Below are 17,897 nucleotides of genomic sequence, written 5' to 3' on the forward strand. Positions count from 1 at the left end.
TGTTTCCCGTCGGTAGAGAATCATTTTCTGCATGGCCGGTTTATTGCCGGCCAGCACAGGGCCACAATGGCGCCATCATTACCGGAGGCCCGCCATGTCCGAACACCTGTTTTCCCCGCTGCATACCGACCCCACCAGTGGCCTGACCTACCGTACCCAGGCGCGGCCACCGGCGCGGGCCAGCCGCCTGCTGGTGTTGCTGCACGGCGTGGGCGGCCACGAACAGCAACTGGCCGGCCTGCTACCGCTGCTGCCACCCGACTGGCTGCTGGTACTGGCGCGTGGCCCGCTGCAACTCGGACCGCAGCAGTTTGCCTGGTTCGAGGTGCAGTTCGGCAGCGACGGCCCGCGCATCAACGCCGCCCAGGCCGAGCACAGCCGCCAGCAGCTGGTGTCGCTGCTGGCCAGCCTGCAATGCCAGTTTGGCGTGGTGCCGGAACACTGCACCGTGGCCGGCTTCAGCCAGGGCGGCATCATGAGTGCCAGCGTGGCGCTGACCTCGCCCGGCAGCCTGGGCCGCTTTGCCGTGCTGTGCGGGCGCATCCTGCCGGAAATTGCGCCCATCCTCGCCGAAAAATCGTCACTGGCGCTGCTGGACGGCTACCTGTGCCACGGCGAACACGACGACAAGCTGCCCGTCAGCTGGGCCGAACGCGCCACCGCCTGGCTCACCGAACTGGGCGTGCCACACACACTGCAGCGTTACCCGGCCGCACACCAGCTCACCGCCGCCATGGCACAAGACTTCGCCAGCTGGCTAACCCGCCACTAAACCCGCCACCAAAACAAAACGGCCAACCTTGCCCCAGGTTGGCCGCATCTTTTTTAACACGCGCTGCTTACTGGTTGGCGCGCACCCATTTGTGCCACTGCGCAAACAGCTCGGGGTTCAGCGCGGCAATGGCAGAGCGCTTCCAGATGGTATCGGCCCAGTAGTCGTCGGTATTGAGGCTGGCGATGCGCCCGCCGGCTTCTTCCAGGATCACCGCACCGGCGGCGTAGTCCCACAGGCGCTGGCCGCCGTGCAGATAGATGTCGTAGCGGCCGGCGGCCAGGAAGCACCAGTCCAGCGTGCTGGAACCCATGCTGCGCTGGCTGCCGAACGGCGCCACGCTGCCCATGCGCGCCGCCAGCTTGCCGGAACGCAGGTATTTGATTTCGACGGCGGCGATGGCGTCGCCCATGCTGTTGGCCACGGTTTTCAGCGGCAGGCGCTGGCCGTTCAGGTAGGCCCCGCAGCCACGGCGGGCGTAGAACATTTCGTCGGATACCGGGTTGTAGATCACCCCCAGCTCGCTGACGCCGTTGATCATCAGCGCTACCGACACGGCAAAGTAGGGCAGGCCGTTGACAAAGTTGGTGGTGCCGTCGATGGGGTCGACTACCCACAGGCCGGCCTGGTTGGCGTCCCACAGCGCGTCCTGTTCCTCACGCGTCATTTCCTCGCCCAGCACCGGGTAGGGCAGGATGGCAGGCAGGCGCTGCTGCAGTACCTGCTGGCAGGCCAGATCGGCTTCGGTAAACAGCGAGCCGTCCTCTTTACGCGTCTTGCCCACGCGCAAAAAGCGCGGCATGACCTCGTAGCGGGCCACGTCGCGTACGACCTGTATTACCTGATCGACCACTTGCATCCATCTCTCCTCTCGCGCTGCGGGCAGGCCCGCTTACCACCGTGTAATGTTTATGTTGTTGCACGTGCAGCAAACCAAGCAAAATACCGTTATCAACACGAACGATCAACACACCATGCCAAGGTTTTTTATAGATATTGCCCTTGCTGCCGGACAAAGCCTGGCGCTGCCGGATACGGTGGTGCGCCATGTGCAGGTTTTACGCCTGCGTGAAGGCGACGCTATCACGCTGTTTAACGGCCGTGGCGGCGAATTCCACGCCACCGTTACCGAGCTGGCCAAACGCGACGTTAGCTGCACAATCACGGCATTTGACGACACCAGCCGCGAATCACCGGTATGGCTGGGGCTGGCACAGGCGATTTCCAGCGGCGACCGCATGGAGTTCACGCTGCAAAAAGGCGTGGAAATGGGCGTCAGCGCCTTCCAGCCGCTAGCCACCGAGCGCAGCATCGTGAAGCTGGCCGGCGATCGCGCCGACAAGCGTGTGCAGCGCTGGCAGGAGATCGTGATCGCCGCCTGCGAGCAAAGCGGCCGCAACACCGTACCCGAGGTGCGCCCCATCCTGACGCTGAAGCAGTGGCTGGCCAGCTTGCCGCCGGCCGACGCCCACTTGCTGCTGTCGCCACTGGGTACACAAAAGCTGGTGGATATCGCCCGGGCGCCACAGCAGGCGTGGCTGATGGCAGGGCCGGAGGGCGGGCTGTCCGGCGTGGAAGAACAGCAGGCCATTAGCGCAGGCTGGACACCGCTGAAGCTGGGGCCGCGCATCCTGCGCACCGAAACCGCCGCGCTGGCGGCCGTGGGCGCTATCCAGACGGTGTGGGGCGATTACAGCGTGTAAGCCAGGCAGGCGAATGCATGATGCAAAACAGCCTCGTTCGGCATGACCGGACGAGGCTGTTTTTTTAACGGCTACAGGTACCGGCCGCATACCGCCGTGCGGCCGCTGCCACTGGGGCGGCGCGCCGGGTCCTCGTACACGCCCAGCTGGCTGAAGCCGGCCTTGCGCATCATGCCGGCCGAGGGGCCATTTTCTTCGTGGCGGTCGGCCACCACCCAACGCAAACCGTCGCTGGCCAGTTGCTGGCAGGCAGCCTGCAGTAAACGCGCGCCTATGCCTTGCCCGGCGTAGTCGCGGTGCACCACGGCTTCCACGATGTAGCCGCACTGCGCACTAGCCACATCGTCGGGGCGCAGGCTGGGGTAGGGGTCGGCACGGCGATACAGCACGGCGCCCACCAGCACGGTACCGTCTTCGGCCAGCACGCCACGACACAGACCGGCCACCAGTTGCTGCAAGGTCTGCGCCACGCCTTCGGCGGGCAGCCAATTCCACGGGTTGGGGCCGTGATCGAACAGCAGCACCTGCACGTTGTCGGCGTCAAAGGCGGTGGCGTCACGCAGCACAATGGCCATCACGCCTCCCCTTCATGTTCTGGTGTGAAGCTACCTGGCTCGGGCTGGCTGGCCAGCTGGTCGCGGGTATTTTTCTGTACTGCCACCGCCGCAAACACGCTCAGCAGATAGGCCATGGCGTAAAAACCTTTTTCGCTGCCCAGCAGGGTAGCGTTCCACAAGCCCACCCCCAGCAGCAGCAGACTGATACCCACCGACAACCAGCACAGACCATAGTAAATCCCGCTGACGGCGATGTTTTCCAGCCGATCGCGCACGCTTTTTTGCAGCGACACGGCGGCAAACAGGCCGTATAGCAGCACGGTGAAGTAATAGCCTTTTTCGTTCAGCGGCATGGTGGCATTCCACAGCCCGACAAGATAGGTGAGCATGCCGGCAAACAAGGCAACCCAGGACACGCCGACAAAGGCGGCCGAGGGCGGGGCGATGCGGGGTTTCATGGTGTATCTCCTGCGGTGGTGGCGGGGTGGTAGTGCTGTTCCAGGGTAGCGTAGCCATGCTGTACGTGCAGCGTGGCCCAGGCGCCGTTCATCAGCGTCCATTGCGGGGGCACGTGGCCGATATCGGCATCCAGTACCAGCGGGCAGGGCAGGTCGCCTAGCGCCTGCATGACGGCTTCTTCGTACTGCAGCTCGTCTGCCTGTTGTGCCTCGGGGCCGCTGCTGCGCCCCAGTATCAAGCCGGCCAGGCCGTCGAATATCCCGGTCAGGCGCATGGCGGTCAGCGCACGCGCCAGTTCGCACGGGGCCAGCTCGCAGTTTTCCAGGTACAGCAGCACGGGTTGGCCGCGCCAGGCCTGCAGGTCGAAATACGGCGTGGCAGCCAGGCGCGACAGGGTATCCAGGCAGCCGCCTATCAGGCGCCCGCTGATACTGGCCTGTGCAGCCCCCGCCACACGCACGCGGCTGCTTTTGGCTACGCCGGGGTCGCCAAACGGCCAAAAGTGCGTAAAGGCCTGCTGGCGGGGCGGCAAACCGTGCTGCCAGCTGTACCACAGTGCCTGCATTTCGCTTTGGCGATCCGGGTGGCTGATATCAAACACATTCGGGCTGTGCAGTGTGGCCCAGCCGGCGCGCAGGGTCAGCGGCACCGCCAGCGTGGAAATATCGGAAAAGCCGCACAGCCATTTGGGCGGCAAGGCGGCCAAGCCTGGCCAGTCCAGACCGGCCAGCAGCTGCATGCCCAGCTCGCCGCCCCAGGGCGGCAGGATGGCCTGGATGGCAGGGTCGTACAGAAAGCGGTTGAGCTCGGCCAGGCGGGTGGCGGCGCTGGCACTGGCGTTTTTCTCTTGCCGGCGCAGGGTATCGCCTTCTACCACCTGGTAGCCGGCGGCGCGCAGTACGGCAATAGAGGCGTCCAGACGGGCGTGCATCACTTCTGGCACACCGGAGGACACCGCGCACAGCGCAAGCGTGTCACCGGGCTGTAAAGGGGCAGGAAAGCGCAAGTTCATGGCAGGGCGAGCGGGTTAGTGGCCCACCATTACAGCAGCAATTGCCATTCATGACAAAAGCTTGGCGAATTGTACTTATCGATATTGGCAACCGTGCCGCAATCGCGCCCACGCCTTGCCAGCCTGCGAATCTGGCAGTCACTTGTGGATAAGCTGGAACACCCGTGCCAGCTGCGTAAAAATACAATAAAAAACAAACACTTATTTTTTATAGCGATTTACCCACAGCCTGCTAGCCGCTTCGATACTCATTTCTCAGACCCCATTTACAAGCGCAGGGGCAAAAAAACGGCTTCATTAGCCGGCTTATCCACAGCCCGCAGTAGATCTAGCGAGTTTTCCCCAGCCGGTGCAGCTCGACCAGCTTGGCGTATTTGATATAGCTGTTAAAACAGCCAATGCTGATATGCACCAAGCCGGGCAAGCCATCGCGAAAGCCCTGCCTTACCAGGTAAAACTTGATGAAACGCAGCAGCGGGCTGAACACCAGCTTGCCGATACCGGCTTTTTTGCCACGCCGGAACAGCGCTTCGGCCTGCAACGTGGTGTAGCGGTTCTGTTTTTCCAGATAACGGGCGATGTCTTCGCCCGACTCGTGCATCAGGTCGCCTTTCAGCATGCCGATCTCGTCTTTAGCGATCACGTACTCGTGCACCAGGTCATCCGACCAGCGGGCGTGCTGGCGGTGAAACAGGCGCAGGCTGTAGTCCGGGTAGCCTTCGCCAAATTTCAGAAAACGCCCCATGAACTTGTTACTACGGGCAAAACGCCAGGCGTAGGTGCCTGGGTTTTTAAGCAAGTTCATGATTTCATGGCGTAATTTATCGGACAGCCACTCGTCTGCATCCAGACACAGCACCCAGTCATGGCTGGCCTGCGCGACAGCAAATTGCTTTTGCGGGCCGAATCCCAGCCAGTCCTGGTGGATAACTTTTGCCTTATAGGCAGAAGCTATTGCCAATGTCCTGTCTGTACTCCCCGAATCCACCACCACGATCTCGTCAGCAAAAGCACAGCTTTGTAGACATTTTTCCAGCTGGGTTTCTGCATTTTTGGTGATAAGCACCACGCTTAGCGCTTCAGACATACTTTCTAGACTGTCCAGTAATTAAATTGATAAGGGCTGATGAAGTAGCTATCCGGTTGTGGATAAGTACTTTTTTCTTTTTTGCTTCAATAGATTGCTTTGATTGAACAGCTGTGCCTGCTACGCCTGTTTTGTGGTGCAAGCTTTGTGGATAAATTGGCGGTTTTGTCATCAAGCCTGCTTGTCCACATCGCCAAGCCTGGTTTTACCCGCAGGCTGTGCATCAAGTGTGCCATGGCTAGGGGTCTGCAGCGAAGCCTATCCACCAGCTACCTATGCTTTCACGCCCTGCAGACTGGCGTTTTTTTATTGAAACATGGGTAGGTTGTTTCGCACCTCACTCTTTCATTGTTTTCACATTACTTATTTAAAGACAATGATATACAAGGCACTTTGCTGTGGATAACTACTAAAAAATGCAATATTTCAACAGCTTGGCATGTGTGTGGCTACCCCATTAACCCAGGTTGCGCTGGCGGGAGCCTTTGTGGATAACTATGCGCTTCTTTATCCACAGCGCCTTATCCACATTCGGGTAGCCGCGATTTTACTTGGTTAACCACAGGGGCAGCCGTAGAATTCCGCGCATGAAAAATGTCCTGCTGCTGCGCACATCGTCGATGGGCGACCTTATCCACACTTGGCCGGCGCTGACCGAGCTGGCGCAACACCAGCCCGACACCCGCATTACCTGGCTGGCCGAAGAAGCCTTTGTGGATATCCCCGGCCTGCACCCGCAGGTACAGGCCACTTTGCCCATCGCCTGGCGGCGCTGGCGCAAGCATTTGCTGGCGCGCGATACCTGGCAGCAGATGGCGGCGCTCAAACAAGCCTTGCAAGGCACGCGCTGGGATCTGGTGCTGGACGCGCAGGGCCTGTTGAAAAGTGCGCTACCAGGCTGGCTGGCCAACGGCCCGCTGGCCGGCTACGACGCCGCCAGCATCCGCGAACCGTTGGCCGCACGGTTTTACGACCAGCATTACGCCGTGAGCCGCCAGCTTTCCGCCATCGAGCGCAACCGTCGCCTGTTTGCCGCGGCTTTCGGTTATGAAGTAAGTGGTGCGCCAGTGTTTGGCATCCGTGCCGGTGCCCGCCCGGGCTGGCTGCCAGCCGGCCCTTACGCCGTGCTGCTGCACGCCACCAGCCGCGACAGCAAGCTGTGGCCGGAGCCGCACTGGCTGGCGTTGGCCGCCGAGCTGGCAGCGCAAGGCTTGTACGCGGTACTGCCGTGGGGCAATGCTGTGGAGCAGGCGCGGGCGCAAAGGTTGGCCGCCGCCATGCCGGGCGCGGTGGTGGCGCCGCGTGTGCCACTGCGCGAAGCCGCCGCGCTGCTAGGCCACGCCGCTGCCGTGGTGGGGGTGGATACCGGCCTGACCCATCTGGCCAACGCGCTGGATGTGCCGCTGGTAGCTATTTATACGGATACCGACCCGGCGCTGACCGGTGTAGTGGCAACCGTGCGTGCGGCCAACATCGGCCGGGCAGGGGAGATCCCGCCGGTAGACGCGGTGCTGGCCTTGCTGGCGCGTGTGCGGGGGGCAGCCTGATGCTGCTGCGCCTGTACTCCGCGCTGTGGCCGCTGCTGACGCCGCTGATCAAGCGCTACCTGAAAAAACGCGCCCGCCAGGCGCCGGCGTATCTTGCGCACTGGGACGAGCGCTTCGGCCGCAGCCAGCCGCAGCCGCGCGGGCAGCAGATCTGGCTGCACGCGGTGTCGGTGGGCGAAACCCGCGCCGCTTTGCCCTTGGTGAAAGCGCTGCGCGCGCGTTATCCACAGGCCAGCCTGCTGATTACCCAGATGACGCCCACCGGCCGCGCTATTGCCCAGGAGCTGTACCCCGACGCCCAGGTGCACTACCTGCCGTACGACAACCTGCGCTGGATGCGCCGCTTTGTCGCCGCCGCGCAGCCGGCCTGCCTGCTGTTGATGGAAACCGAAATCTGGCCGGCCATGATCCACGCCTGCCGCGATGCCGGCGTGCCGGTGCTGCTGGTGAACGCGCGGCTGTCGGAAAAATCCGCCGCCGGTTATCGCCGCATCGCCCGCCTGGTACGCCCGGCGCTGCAGCGCCTGAACGCGGTGGCAGCACAAAGCCCGGACGATGCCGCCAGGTTGGCCGCACTGGGTACGCCGCAGCCGCTGGTGTGTGGCAGTACCAAATACGATTTCACGCCGCCGGCGGACAAGCTGGCGCTGGGCGAGGCGTTCCGCACCCGTATCGGCGCACGCCCGGTGTGGGTATGCGCCAGCACGCGCGATGGCGAAGAAGCGCTGATTCTGGACGCCTGGCGCGCCGCCGGCCCGCAGCAGGCCTTGCTGGTGTTGGTGCCACGCCACCCCGAGCGTTTTATCCAGGCGGCACAGTTGGCCGCAGAGCGCGGTTTTGCCGTGCAATGCCGCAGCGACCAGATGGCGGTGGCCGCCGATACCCAGGTATGGGTGGGCGACAGCATGGGTGAGCTGTTCGCTTATTACGCTGCCGCTGACGTGGCCTTTGTCGGTGGTTCGCTGCTGGATTTCGGCGCGCAGAACATGATCGAGCCGGCCAGTGTCGGCGTACCTGTACTCCTGGGGCCTTCCACCTATAATTTTGCCGAGGCCAGCGCTTTGGCATTGCAAGCCGGCGCCGCGCGCCAGGTGGCCGATGCGCCGCAGCTGGTGGCGGCTGCGCTGGCGCTGCTGGACGATGCCGACACACGCCAGCGCATGCGCGAGGCGGGGCTGGCGTTTACCGCTGCCCACCGGGGGGCCAGTGAACGTATCGCCAGCCTGATTGCAGCAACCCTGGGCTAGGCAGCGCCAGCTGGCCGCTGCCAGGTACTGTCCGCCTGCGTGGCAGGCATGATTGGGCACAGTGTGGCTGCCGCACTGTGCGATGGGAGATGGCATGCAGGATTACCCCTTAGCCGACCCCTTGCTGGACGGGGTCTACACCAGCCGGCTGCGTCTGGCTGCACCCCAGCCAGGCGATGGCGCAGCACTGTATGCCGCCATCGAAGCCAGCCTGCCGCTGCTGCGCTGTTTTCCGGATAGCCTGCCGTGGGCGCAGCCGCCGCAACACGCCGAGGCCTGCGAAGCCTGGTGCCGCAAGGTGGCGCTGGTGTGGCCACAGGCGCAGGACAAGATTGCCCTGTTATGGCTGGGGGGCGAGATCGTCGGCTGCTGCGAGCTGCACCTGCGCAGCGCGCAATGCTGGGAGCTGGGGTTCTGGGGCCATCCGGACTGGCTGGGGCTGGGTTTGTATACCGAGGCGACAGATAGCATGCTGTCGCTGGCGTTTGGCCCCTACGGTGCGCAGGAGGTCTACGCCTGCACCGATGCGGCCAACCATGCCGCCCGCCGTCTGTGCCAGCGCCTGGGCATGGTGCAGCGCTGGCCGGATGACGCCAGCTGCGTTTACCGCATCCGCCTGAATTGAATGCCCACCCGCTAACGCCTTGCGCAATGTAAAAACCCCCGCCAGCAGGCTGACGGGGGTTTTTGATGTGTGGCCGTATCAGGCCGGGCGGTAGATCAGGCGGTTTTCAAACAGCACTTCCTGCTCGGCCAGCTGAAAGCTGCCACCCGGTGGCACCGCGCGCTCGTATACCAGGCGCTGGCCATTGCTGATGATCCAGGCGTGGATGGGTTGGCCCATGAAATTGCCCAGGATTTCATCCGATTTCTGCACCATGGCGCTGTCGGCCAGCAGGGTGCCCCGCGGTGCCGGTGCACTATCGTCCTGCTCGCTGGCTTCCTGCTGCGCCGTGCGCCAGTCGTTTTGCTGGCGGAAAGTCTGCACCTGCTTGCGCGCGCCCCATTGCAGCATCATGCGGTACAGGAATACCGGCAGGCCCACGGCGTGTACCTGCTTGTATTCGTCGATCACGCACTTCACGACAAACGTGTGCTGGCAATGCGGGCATTGGCCGTCGGCCAGCACAAATACCTTGTCTTTCAGCAGCAGGGCCATGCCCTCCATCGCCGACGCTTTCACCAGCTGCTTGCAGTGCGGGCAATGCTTGGCAAAACGGCTAACCGTGTTGCCATTGGGGTAGGTAATGGGAAAGAAACGGTCCAGGCGGTCGGGTTGGATCATGCTGTTACTCGTGGTATGCGGCTGTGAAGCAAAGGCTGATTATACCCCCGTAACGTGCAAATGCTGGCCTAGTGTATGGCTATCGCCGGGGGCAATCTGGCGGCTGTCTGCGCCGGCATTGGCGGCTTCCACACACAAAAAGTGCTGCCAGCCGTCGTCCGGCATGTCGGCCAGCGCTACCGCGCCGCTGGCCCACGGCGTCCACACCACGGTGCTGGCCGAGCCGCTGCTGCTGATGGCTACCGTGCGTTGCCAGGCGGCATCGTGCAGGGTGCAGGCGGCACCGCTGGCGACCACGGCATCGGTGGGGCCATGAAAACGCCATGGGCTGGCGGGCAGGGTGCCGTGGGTGTCGGTGAGCTTGTCGTGGCTGCTGGCGTTTTCCAGCCCTGTCAGGCTGGCCTGGCGGATATCGCCCACGGCGATGTAGCTGTGCAGCGCGGCGCTGACGGTGGCCACGGTCTTGCCGTGGTTACGCGTGGTCAGCGCTATGTCCACGGCCTCGCCCAGTACCAGGCTCAGGCTGGACGACAGCTCGCCGTGGCGCGGGCCATTCAGTTTCACGTGAAACCCCAGCTCGCTGCGCGCGATGGCGTTGACCGCCCACAGCGCGGTACGCGCTACGCCGTGCTGCGGTTGGCTGGCGTCGCTGCCGTGTTTGCCAAACCAAGGCCAGCACAGCGGCACGCCGCCGCGTATGGCCTTGTCCGGCTGCAGTAGCGCCGTGGGCGACAGGTAAAACAAAGCTTGGCCGCCGTGCGGGGTGTAGCCCAGCAGCTGGCCACCGTACAGGCTCAAGGTGGCAGTAAAGGCGGGGTGGGTAAAGGCCAGGCCGGGTACGCCGGGGGCCAGCTCGATGGCGCGTACGCCAGCGGGTAACAGGTCGGGGTGTACGGGGTGACTCATGGCGATTCCATCAGCAAAGGTGGGAGTGGGCGCGGCAGGCGGGTGACGCATGCCATACGGCTCTAAGCTAACCGCTGCCAAGCGCTTTGACCAGTGCCGCGTTACAATCACGGCATGAGCACGCCCAAACCCGCCGCCAAGCCCCATTTCCTGCGCATCCGCGATTACATCCTCGATGGTATCAAGCAGCGCACCTTTGCCCCCGGTGCCAAGATTCCGCCCGAAGTAGAGCTGGCGCGCCAGTTTGGCGTGTCGCGCATGACGGTGAACAAGGCCATCCGCGACCTGGCCGAGGCCGGCGTGCTGCTGCGTTACGCCGGTGACGGCACCTACGTGGCCGAGCGCAAGGCCGAGTCGCCGCTGCTGGACGTGAACAATATCGCCGAGGAAGTCGCGCTGCGCGGCCACGCCTACTGTGCCCAGGTGCTGTTTGCCCGCGCCGAGCCGGCCAGCGAGGAAGTGGCGCTGCGCCTGGGCATGGCTGCCGGCGCCGCGGTGTTCCACTCGCTGATCGTGCACCACGAAGACGACAGCCCGATCCAGATCGAAGACCGCTACGTGAACCCGCAGTGGGCGCCGGACTACCTGGCGCAGGCTTTCGAGCAGGAAACCCCCAACGCCTACCTGATGCGCACCTGCCCGCTTACCGACGTGGAACACACGGTAGAAGCGGTGTTGCCTGGCGCCGACGAACAGCAGCTGCTGGCGCTGGCGCAGCCGGAGCCCTGCCTGCGCGTGCTGCGCCGTACCTGGTCCGGCAAGCACCTGGTCAGCTTTGCCCGCCTGCTGCACCCCGGCAGCAAGTACAAGCTGCGCTCGCAGACGCGGGTACGCAAAACGTAATTGTATATACATTTAAGCCACACCCCGCAACAGGCCACGTTTTGACGTGGCCTGTTGTTTTTTATGGGTTTTTTATGCAAAGGCACGGCTGTCTTGCTGCAACGCGGCAATAAATGCTGCTTGACGTGGCGGCGTGCATGGTCTAAATGTATATACAATTAATCGCACAACCGGATTCAGCCATGCACCAGCCCGACCAGTCCTTGTGGATCAACGCCCGCCTCGCCACCTGCGACGCGGCCAACCCCGCGCCCTACGGCGCGCTGGAAGGCCACGCGCTATGGCTGAAAGAGGGCCGCATCCACGCCGTGCTGCCGCAAGCCCAGGCGCTGCAGGCTTTCGGCCAGGCCGGTAGCGTGCACGACGCGCAAGGCCGCTGGCTCACCCCCGGCCTGGTGGATTGCCACACCCACCTGGTGTACGGCGGCAACCGCGCCGCGGAATGGGAAAAACGCCTCACCGGCGTGCCCTACCAGCAAATCGCGGCCGAAGGCGGCGGCATCATTTCCACCGTGCGCGCCACCCGCAGCCTGGACGAAGACGAGCTGGCGCTGGCCAGCTTGCCACGCCTGAAAGCGCTGATGAAGGAAGGCGTTACCACGGTCGAGATCAAGTCCGGCTACGGCCTGACGCTGGCCGACGAGCTGAAACAGCTGCGCGCCGCGCGCCGTCTGGCCGCCGCGCTGCCGGTTGAAGTGGCCACCACGTTGCTGTCGGCGCATGCGCTGCCGCCGGAATACGCCGGCCAGGCCGACGCCTACATCGATCACGTATGCCACACCATCGTGCCGGCTGCCGCCGCCGAAGGCCTGGCCGAAGCGGTGGACGTGTTCTGCGAAGGGGTCGGTTTTTCGCCGGCGCAAACCCGCCGCGTGTTCGACGCCGCCCGCGCCCACGGCCTGCAACTGAAAGGCCACGTCGAGCAGCTGTCCAACCTGCACGGCGCCGCGCTGGTGGCCGAGTGCGGCGGCCTGTCGGCCGACCATATCGAATACCTGGACGACGCCGGCGTGGCCGCCATGGCGCAGGCCGGCACCGTGGCCGTGTTGCTGCCCGGGGCCTATTACTTTTTGCGCGAAACGCAGAAACCGCCGGTGGACAAACTGCGCGCGGCCGGTGTGGCGATGGCGGTGTCCACCGACCTCAACCCCGGCACCAGCCCGTTTGCCTCCATCCGGCTAGCGATGAACCAGGCCTGCGTGCTGTTCGGCCTGACGCCGGAAGAGGCACTGTTGGGCGCTACCCGCCACGCCGCGCAGGCGCTGGGGCGCGGCCACAGCCACGGCAAGTTGGCTGCCGGCTACGTGGCCGACCTGCTGCTGTGGGACATCGAGCACCCGGCCGAAATCGTATACGGCCTGGGCACCAACCCGCTGAAGCAGCGCGTGTTCCGGGGTGTGGTGCAAAGCATCGAATAAGCGCCGGCAACGGCAAACCCTGATTGTGACGTCTTGCCTGCCGTTGGTGGCAAGGCGGTTTGAAAGGAACCCGAAATGTCTATCGACATGAGCATGTGGACCGGCCGCGTAGACGCCGCCGAAGGCGACGTCGCCCGCCGCTGGCACCAGGCGGTACAGCCGCTGGCTGAGGGTGTGGCCCCTGGCATTGCCATTCTCGGCTTTGCCTGCGACGAAGGCGTACGCCGCAACCAGGGCCGTACCGGCGCCGTAGACGGCCCGCTGGCGCTGCGCCGCGCGCTGGCCAACCTGGCCTGGCACCCCACGCTGCCGCTGTACGACGCCGGCACCGTGCGCTGCGACGACGGCGACCTGGACGCCGCGCACGAAAGGTTGGCCGCAGCCGTTACCGCCATCGTGCAAGCCGGCCACCTGCCGCTGGTACTGGGTGGCGGCCACGAAACCGCCTACGGCCACTGGCTGGGCCTGGCCCGCGCCCACGCCGGCAAGCGTATCGGCATCGTCAACTTCGACGCCCATTTCGACCTGCGCCAGGCCGACACCGCCACCAGCGGCACGCCGTTTGCGCAGATTGCCGCCGCCTGCCACACGCTGGGCCAGCCGTTCCGCTACCTGTGCCTGGGCGTGGCGGAAACCGCCAACACCCGTGCGCTGTTCGACACCGCCGCCCGCTTGGGCGCCGAATGGCGGCTGGACAGCGATATGGCACCGTGGCAGCTGGCCGAAGCGCGCCAGCAGCTGGCCGAGTTCGTCGACAGCGTGGACGCGGTGTACCTCACCATCGACCTGGACGTGCTGCCCGCCGCGCAAATGCCGGCCGTGTCGGCCCCGGCCGGCTACGGCGTGGATATTGCCGTAGTAGACGCACTGGTGGCCAAGCTGGCGCGCAGCGGCAAGCTGATTGGCGCCGACCTGGTGGAATTCAACCCCGTTTTCGACCAGGACAGCCACGGCGCCAAAGCCGCCGCCCGGCTGGCCTGGGGCATTACCCGCCAGCTGCGCCGCTAGTGCGGGTCTGGCCACACACGACACCGATTTTTAGAGGAGAGACTCCCATGAACGACCCGCGTTTTGATGCTTCCCGTGTTATCCGTGCCCCGCACGGCAGCGACCTGCATTGCAAGAACTGGATCGCCGAAGCGGCCTTCCGCATGGTGCAAAACAACCTGGACCCGGACGTGGCGGAAAACCCGCAAGGTCTGGTGGTGTACGGCGGTATCGGCCGTGCGGCGCGTAACTGGGAGTGCTTCGACCAGATCCTGGCCAGCCTCAAAGAGCTGAACGAAGACGAAACCCTGCTGGTGCAATCCGGCAAGCCGGTGGGCGTGTTCAAGACCCACGCCAACGCGCCGCGCGTGCTGATTGCCAACAGCAACCTGGTACCGAAATGGGCTAACTGGGACCACTTCAACGAGCTGGACCGCAAAGGCCTGTTCATGTACGGCCAGATGACCGCCGGCAGCTGGATCTACATCGGTAGCCAGGGCATCGTGCAAGGCACCTTCGAAACCTTCGTCGAAGCCGGCCGCCAGCACTACAACAACGACCTGTCCGGCCGCTGGATCCTCACCGCCGGCCTGGGTGGCATGGGCGGCGCACAACCGTTGGCCGCCACGCTGGCCGGCGCCTGCTCGCTGAACATCGAATGCCAGCAGAGCAGCATCGACTTCCGCCTGCGTACCCGCTACGTAGACAAGCAAGCGCGCGACATCGACCACGCGCTGGAACTGATCAAGGAACACACCGCACGCAAGGAAGCCGTGTCCATCGCGCTGCTGGGTAATGCCGCCGAGGTACTGCCGGAGCTGGTACGCCGCGCCCAGGCCGGCGGCATCAAGCCCGACCTGGTCACCGACCAGACCTCCGCCCACGACCTGATCAACGGCTACCTGCCGCAGGGCTGGACCGTCGAACAATGGAAAGACGCGCAGACCAAGCCGGAACTGCACGCCCGCCTGACCGCTGAAGCCGCCAAGAGCTGCGCCGTACACGTACAGGCCATGCTGGACTTCCAGGCCATGGGCATCCCTACCGTCGATTACGGCAACAACATCCGCCAGGTGGCGTTCGACCAGGGCGTGGCCAACGCCTTCGATTTCCCGGGTTTTGTGCCGGCCTACATCCGCCCGCTGTTCTGCGAAGGCAAGGGCCCGTTCCGCTGGGTAGCGCTGTCCGGCGACCCGGAAGACATTTACAAGACCGACGCCAAGATCAAGGAACTGTTCCCGGACAACAAGCACACCCACCGCTGGCTGGACATGGCGCGCGAGCGCATTGCCTTCCAGGGCCTGCCGGCACGCATCTGCTGGCTGGGCCTGGGCGAGCGTCACCTCGCCGGCCTGGCATTTAACGAAATGGTGAAGAACGGCGAGCTGAAAGCGCCGATCGTGATTGGCCGCGACCACCTGGACACCGGCTCGGTCGCCAGCCCGAACCGCGAAACCGAAGCCATGAAGGACGGCACCGACGCCGTGTCCGACTGGCCGCTGCTGAACGCGCTGCTCAACACCGCCGGCGGCGCCAGCTGGGTATCGCTGCACCACGGTGGCGGCGTGGGCATGGGCTACTCGCAGCACTCCGGCATGGTGATCGTGGCTGACGGCACCGACGCCGCCGCCGAGCGCCTGGCCCGCGTGCTGGTGAATGACTGCGGCAGCGGCGTGATGCGCCACGCCGACGCCGGTTACGAACAAGCCGTGGCCGCCGCCAAGCGCTTTGGCCTCAAACTGCCGATGATCAAGTAAACCCGTACCCTGCGGCCAACCTTGGCCGCAGGGGCCAGATTTTTTGCCACGAAAACCACGAAAGGGCACGTACAGGATCTGTTAGCTACAGAGGCACACCAAAAGCACGGAAGAAAACCCAGGCCGGCAGCCGGAAACCGATGGGCTGGCTGCATCAAGCCATGGCCGGTTTGGCTGGTGAATTTTCCGTGTGTACCGTGTGTTTGTGTGGCAAATAATAGATTTTACGTGCTGTTTCGTGGTTTTCGTGGCCGACAGAAAAGGTACCACCATGACCACCATCACCATTACCCCGGGCAAGCTCACCCTGGCCCAGCTGCGCCAGATCGCCCGCAACCCGGCCACCCAGCTGACGCTGGACCCGGCCGCCCACGCCGCCATCGACGCCTCTGCCGCCACCGTGGCGCGCGTGCTGGCCGAAAACCGCACCGTATACGGCATCAACACCGGCTTTGGCCTGCTGGCCAATACCAAGATCGCCGCTGACGAACTGGAGCTGCTGCAGCGCTCCATCGTACTGTCGCACGCCGCCGGTATCGGCGAGCCGATGAAGGACAGCACCGTGCGCCTGGTGATGGCACTGAAGATCAACTCGCTGTCGCGCGGCTTCTCCGGCATCCGCCGCGTGGTGCTGGACGCCATGATCACCCTGTTCAACAAGGGCATCTACCCGGTGATTCCGCAGAAGGGCTCCGTCGGCGCCTCCGGCGACCTGGCCCCGCTGTCGCACATGAGCGCGGTGCTGATCGGCGAAGGCGAAGCCTTTGTGGACGGCGTGCGCGTACCGGGCGATGTCGCCATGCGCAGCGCCGGCCTGGCCCCCATTACCCTGGCCCCGAAAGAAGGCCTGGCCCTGCTGAACGGCACCCAGGCGTCCACCGCCTTCGCGCTGGAAGGCCTGTTTGCTGCCGAAGACCTGTACGTGGCCGCCTCGGTAGCCGGTGCCATGTCGGTAGAAGCCGCCCAGGGCAGCCGCACCCCGTTCGACGACCGCATCCACCAGGTACGCGGCCATAAAGGCCAGATCGACGCCGCCGCACAATACCGCGCGCTGCTGGGCGCCGGCTCGCAAATTGCCGACAGCCACGCCAACTGCGGCAAGGTGCAAGACCCGTACAGCCTGCGCTGCCAGCCGCAAGTGATGGGCGCCTGCCTCACGCAAATCCGCCAGTCGTCCGAAGTGCTGCTGGTGGAAGCCAACTCGGTATCCGACAACCCGCTGGTGTTTGCCGACGATAACGACATCCTGTCCGGCGGCAACTTCCACGCCGAGCCGGTAGCGTTTGCCGCCGATAACCTGGCGCTGGCCATTGCCGAAATCGGCTCGCTGTCCGAACGCCGCATGGCGCTGCTGATCGACAGCAACCTGTCCAAGCTGCCCCCGTTCCTGGTGAACAACGGCGGCGTGAACTCCGGCTTCATGATCGCCCAGGTCACCGGCGCCGCACTGGCATCCGAGAACAAATCGCTGGCCCACCCGGCCTCGGTAGACAGCCTGCCCACCAGCGCCAACCAGGAAGACCACGTGTCGATGGCCACCTTCGCCGGCCGCCGCCTGCGCGACATGGCCGACAACACCGCCGGCATCCTGGCGGTAGAGCTGCTGGCCGCCTGCCAGGGCGTGGACTTCCGCGCCCCGAACAAGGCCGCCGACGCGCTGGAAGATGCCAAGGCCGTGCTGCGTGAACAGGTAAGCTTCTACGACAAGGACCGCTACTTCGCGCCCGACATCGAAAAAGCCTGCGCCCTGATCCAGCGCGCCGAGTACAACCGCTTCGCCATCGCCGGCCTGCTGCCGTCGCTGTAAGCAGAGAGCGGAATGCGGCCAAGGTTGGCCGCAGCCAGACGTAAACAAGGGCAAGCCTGATGAGGGCTTGCCCTTTTGTCATGGGCGGTGTGTATGATGCTGGCTTGAGGCTTGTAGGTTGGCGCTGCGCTCAACCCAACCTGCCGGCCTGATTTGTGCAACAAAGCTCCAAGAAATCCATCAGGTATTTCGCCTAAGCAATTCTCGGGTGATGCGAAAGTTTCTAGTGGCGGTAAAAAGAGAGGGCTTGATGAATAGGAGAAAAGCTTTATGGATAAAGTAAAGGGGTTTGTAGGATTATGAAGCATTTGTTTAGGGAAGGTCTGAACAAGCCTGCATTTTGCTGAGTAATGCATATCCAAGCGATGCGCCGACCCTGCAGCAAATCAGTCGGGCGTGTACTGAATTTTGTGTAAACGGACATTTGGCAGGAAACTGCTACCTAGTCTGGAGGCACAATGAGCTCGAAAAATCACAACGTACCTGACGCACTACTGGACAGCTTGCTGG

18 protein-coding genes are annotated in these 17,897 nt (G+C 64.0%); 10 read left to right on the top strand and 8 right to left on the bottom strand.

The features are described 5' to 3' along the window. The first annotated feature begins 94 nt into the window (after positions 1-94). Positions 95-772 carry an alpha/beta hydrolase gene (locus PQU95_RS01440; RefSeq protein WP_272750365.1) on the top strand — a complete coding sequence of 226 codons (678 nt, stop codon included), beginning with the start codon at positions 95-97 and terminating at the stop codon, positions 770-772. A 67-nt stretch (positions 773-839) separates the two neighbouring features. On the opposite strand, the gene PQU95_RS01445 is transcribed toward PQU95_RS01440, so the two are convergent. Then, positions 840-1,631, bottom strand: a complete 792-nt coding sequence (locus PQU95_RS01445; RefSeq protein ID WP_502654470.1) for an inositol monophosphatase family protein — start codon at positions 1,629-1,631, stop codon at positions 840-842. Positions 1,632-1,746: 115 nt separating this feature from the next. On the opposite strand from PQU95_RS01445, the gene PQU95_RS01450 reads away from it, so the two are divergent. Further along, complete coding sequence (locus tag PQU95_RS01450) at positions 1,747-2,475, top strand: 16S rRNA (uracil(1498)-N(3))-methyltransferase (RefSeq protein WP_272750366.1); 729 nt, start codon at positions 1,747-1,749, stop codon at positions 2,473-2,475. Positions 2,476-2,546: 71 nt separating this feature from the next. Here the strand turns inward: PQU95_RS01450 and PQU95_RS01455 are convergent, their stop codons facing one another. The 5 genes from PQU95_RS01455 to PQU95_RS01475 form a co-directional block, all read right to left on the bottom strand. Continuing rightward, positions 2,547-3,050 (bottom strand): GNAT family N-acetyltransferase, encoded by a 504-nt coding sequence (locus PQU95_RS01455; RefSeq protein ID WP_272750367.1) that lies wholly within the window; start codon positions 3,048-3,050, stop codon positions 2,547-2,549. Continuing rightward, a complete protein-coding gene (gene yiaA, locus PQU95_RS01460; protein WP_272750368.1) occupies positions 3,050-3,490 on the bottom strand; it encodes an inner membrane protein YiaA in 441 nt (146 codons plus the stop codon). Before yiaA ends, PQU95_RS01455 begins: the two co-directional genes overlap by 1 nt. Then, the gene (locus tag PQU95_RS01465) at positions 3,487-4,503 is read right to left on the bottom strand and encodes a S66 family peptidase (protein WP_272750369.1); all 1,017 of its coding nucleotides are present in this window, start codon (positions 4,501-4,503) and stop codon (positions 3,487-3,489) included. The genes yiaA and PQU95_RS01465 overlap by 4 nt, the downstream gene beginning before the upstream one ends. A gap of 328 nt (positions 4,504-4,831) precedes the next feature. Beyond that, positions 4,832-5,569: a glycosyltransferase family 2 protein gene (locus tag PQU95_RS01470; RefSeq protein ID WP_272750370.1), complete on the bottom strand. Its 738-nt coding sequence runs from the start codon at positions 5,567-5,569 to the stop codon at positions 4,832-4,834. Positions 5,570-5,582: 13 nt separating this feature from the next. After that, on the bottom strand, positions 5,583-5,762 hold the full coding sequence (locus PQU95_RS01475; RefSeq protein WP_272750372.1) for a hypothetical protein: 180 nt from the start codon (positions 5,760-5,762) through the stop codon (positions 5,583-5,585). Positions 5,763-6,177: 415 nt separating this feature from the next. Here PQU95_RS01475 and waaC point away from each other — a divergent pair, with 415 nt between their 5' ends. The 3 genes from waaC to PQU95_RS01490 all read left to right on the top strand — a co-directional run bounded on the left by waaC (position 6,178) and on the right by PQU95_RS01490 (position 9,009). Further along, entirely contained in the window at positions 6,178-7,137 is a 960-nt protein-coding gene (gene waaC / locus PQU95_RS01480; protein ID WP_272750373.1) for a lipopolysaccharide heptosyltransferase I, read from the top strand. Next, positions 7,137-8,384 carry a lipid IV(A) 3-deoxy-D-manno-octulosonic acid transferase gene (waaA, locus tag PQU95_RS01485; protein WP_272750374.1) on the top strand — a complete coding sequence of 416 codons (1,248 nt, stop codon included), beginning with the start codon at positions 7,137-7,139 and terminating at the stop codon, positions 8,382-8,384. Before waaC ends, waaA begins: the two co-directional genes overlap by 1 nt. A gap of 94 nt (positions 8,385-8,478) precedes the next feature. Then, positions 8,479-9,009, top strand: coding sequence for a GNAT family N-acetyltransferase (locus PQU95_RS01490; RefSeq protein WP_272750375.1), 531 nt, complete (start codon positions 8,479-8,481; stop codon positions 9,007-9,009). 78 nt (positions 9,010-9,087) lie between these two features. On the opposite strand, the gene PQU95_RS01495 is transcribed toward PQU95_RS01490, so the two are convergent. Next, complete coding sequence (locus tag PQU95_RS01495; RefSeq protein WP_272750376.1) at positions 9,088-9,669, bottom strand: hypothetical protein; 582 nt, start codon at positions 9,667-9,669, stop codon at positions 9,088-9,090. 39 nt (positions 9,670-9,708) lie between these two features. After that, positions 9,709-10,575: a D-hexose-6-phosphate mutarotase gene (locus PQU95_RS01500; protein WP_272750377.1), complete on the bottom strand. Its 867-nt coding sequence runs from the start codon at positions 10,573-10,575 to the stop codon at positions 9,709-9,711. A 114-nt stretch (positions 10,576-10,689) separates the two neighbouring features. On the opposite strand from PQU95_RS01500, the gene hutC reads away from it, so the two are divergent. The 5 genes from hutC to hutH all read left to right on the top strand — a co-directional run bounded on the left by hutC (position 10,690) and on the right by hutH (position 17,387). Then, positions 10,690-11,418, top strand: a complete 729-nt coding sequence (hutC, locus tag PQU95_RS01505) for a histidine utilization transcriptional repressor HutC (RefSeq protein WP_272750378.1) — start codon at positions 10,690-10,692, stop codon at positions 11,416-11,418. A gap of 182 nt (positions 11,419-11,600) precedes the next feature. Further along, positions 11,601-12,836: an imidazolonepropionase gene (gene hutI / locus PQU95_RS01510; protein ID WP_272750379.1), complete on the top strand. Its 1,236-nt coding sequence runs from the start codon at positions 11,601-11,603 to the stop codon at positions 12,834-12,836. Positions 12,837-12,911: 75 nt separating this feature from the next. Next, entirely contained in the window at positions 12,912-13,844 is a 933-nt protein-coding gene (gene hutG / locus PQU95_RS01515) for a formimidoylglutamase (RefSeq protein WP_272750380.1), read from the top strand. Positions 13,845-13,891: 47 nt separating this feature from the next. Further along, on the top strand, positions 13,892-15,580 hold the full coding sequence (gene hutU / locus PQU95_RS01520; protein WP_272750381.1) for a urocanate hydratase: 1,689 nt from the start codon (positions 13,892-13,894) through the stop codon (positions 15,578-15,580). 271 nt (positions 15,581-15,851) lie between these two features. Next, positions 15,852-17,387 (top strand): histidine ammonia-lyase, encoded by a 1,536-nt coding sequence (hutH, locus tag PQU95_RS01525; protein ID WP_272750382.1) that lies wholly within the window; start codon positions 15,852-15,854, stop codon positions 17,385-17,387. Positions 17,388-17,897 lie beyond the last annotated feature (510 nt).

The organism is Vogesella aquatica, assembly GCF_028548455.1.
Classification (GTDB): Bacteria; Pseudomonadota; Gammaproteobacteria; order Burkholderiales; family Chromobacteriaceae; genus Vogesella; species Vogesella aquatica.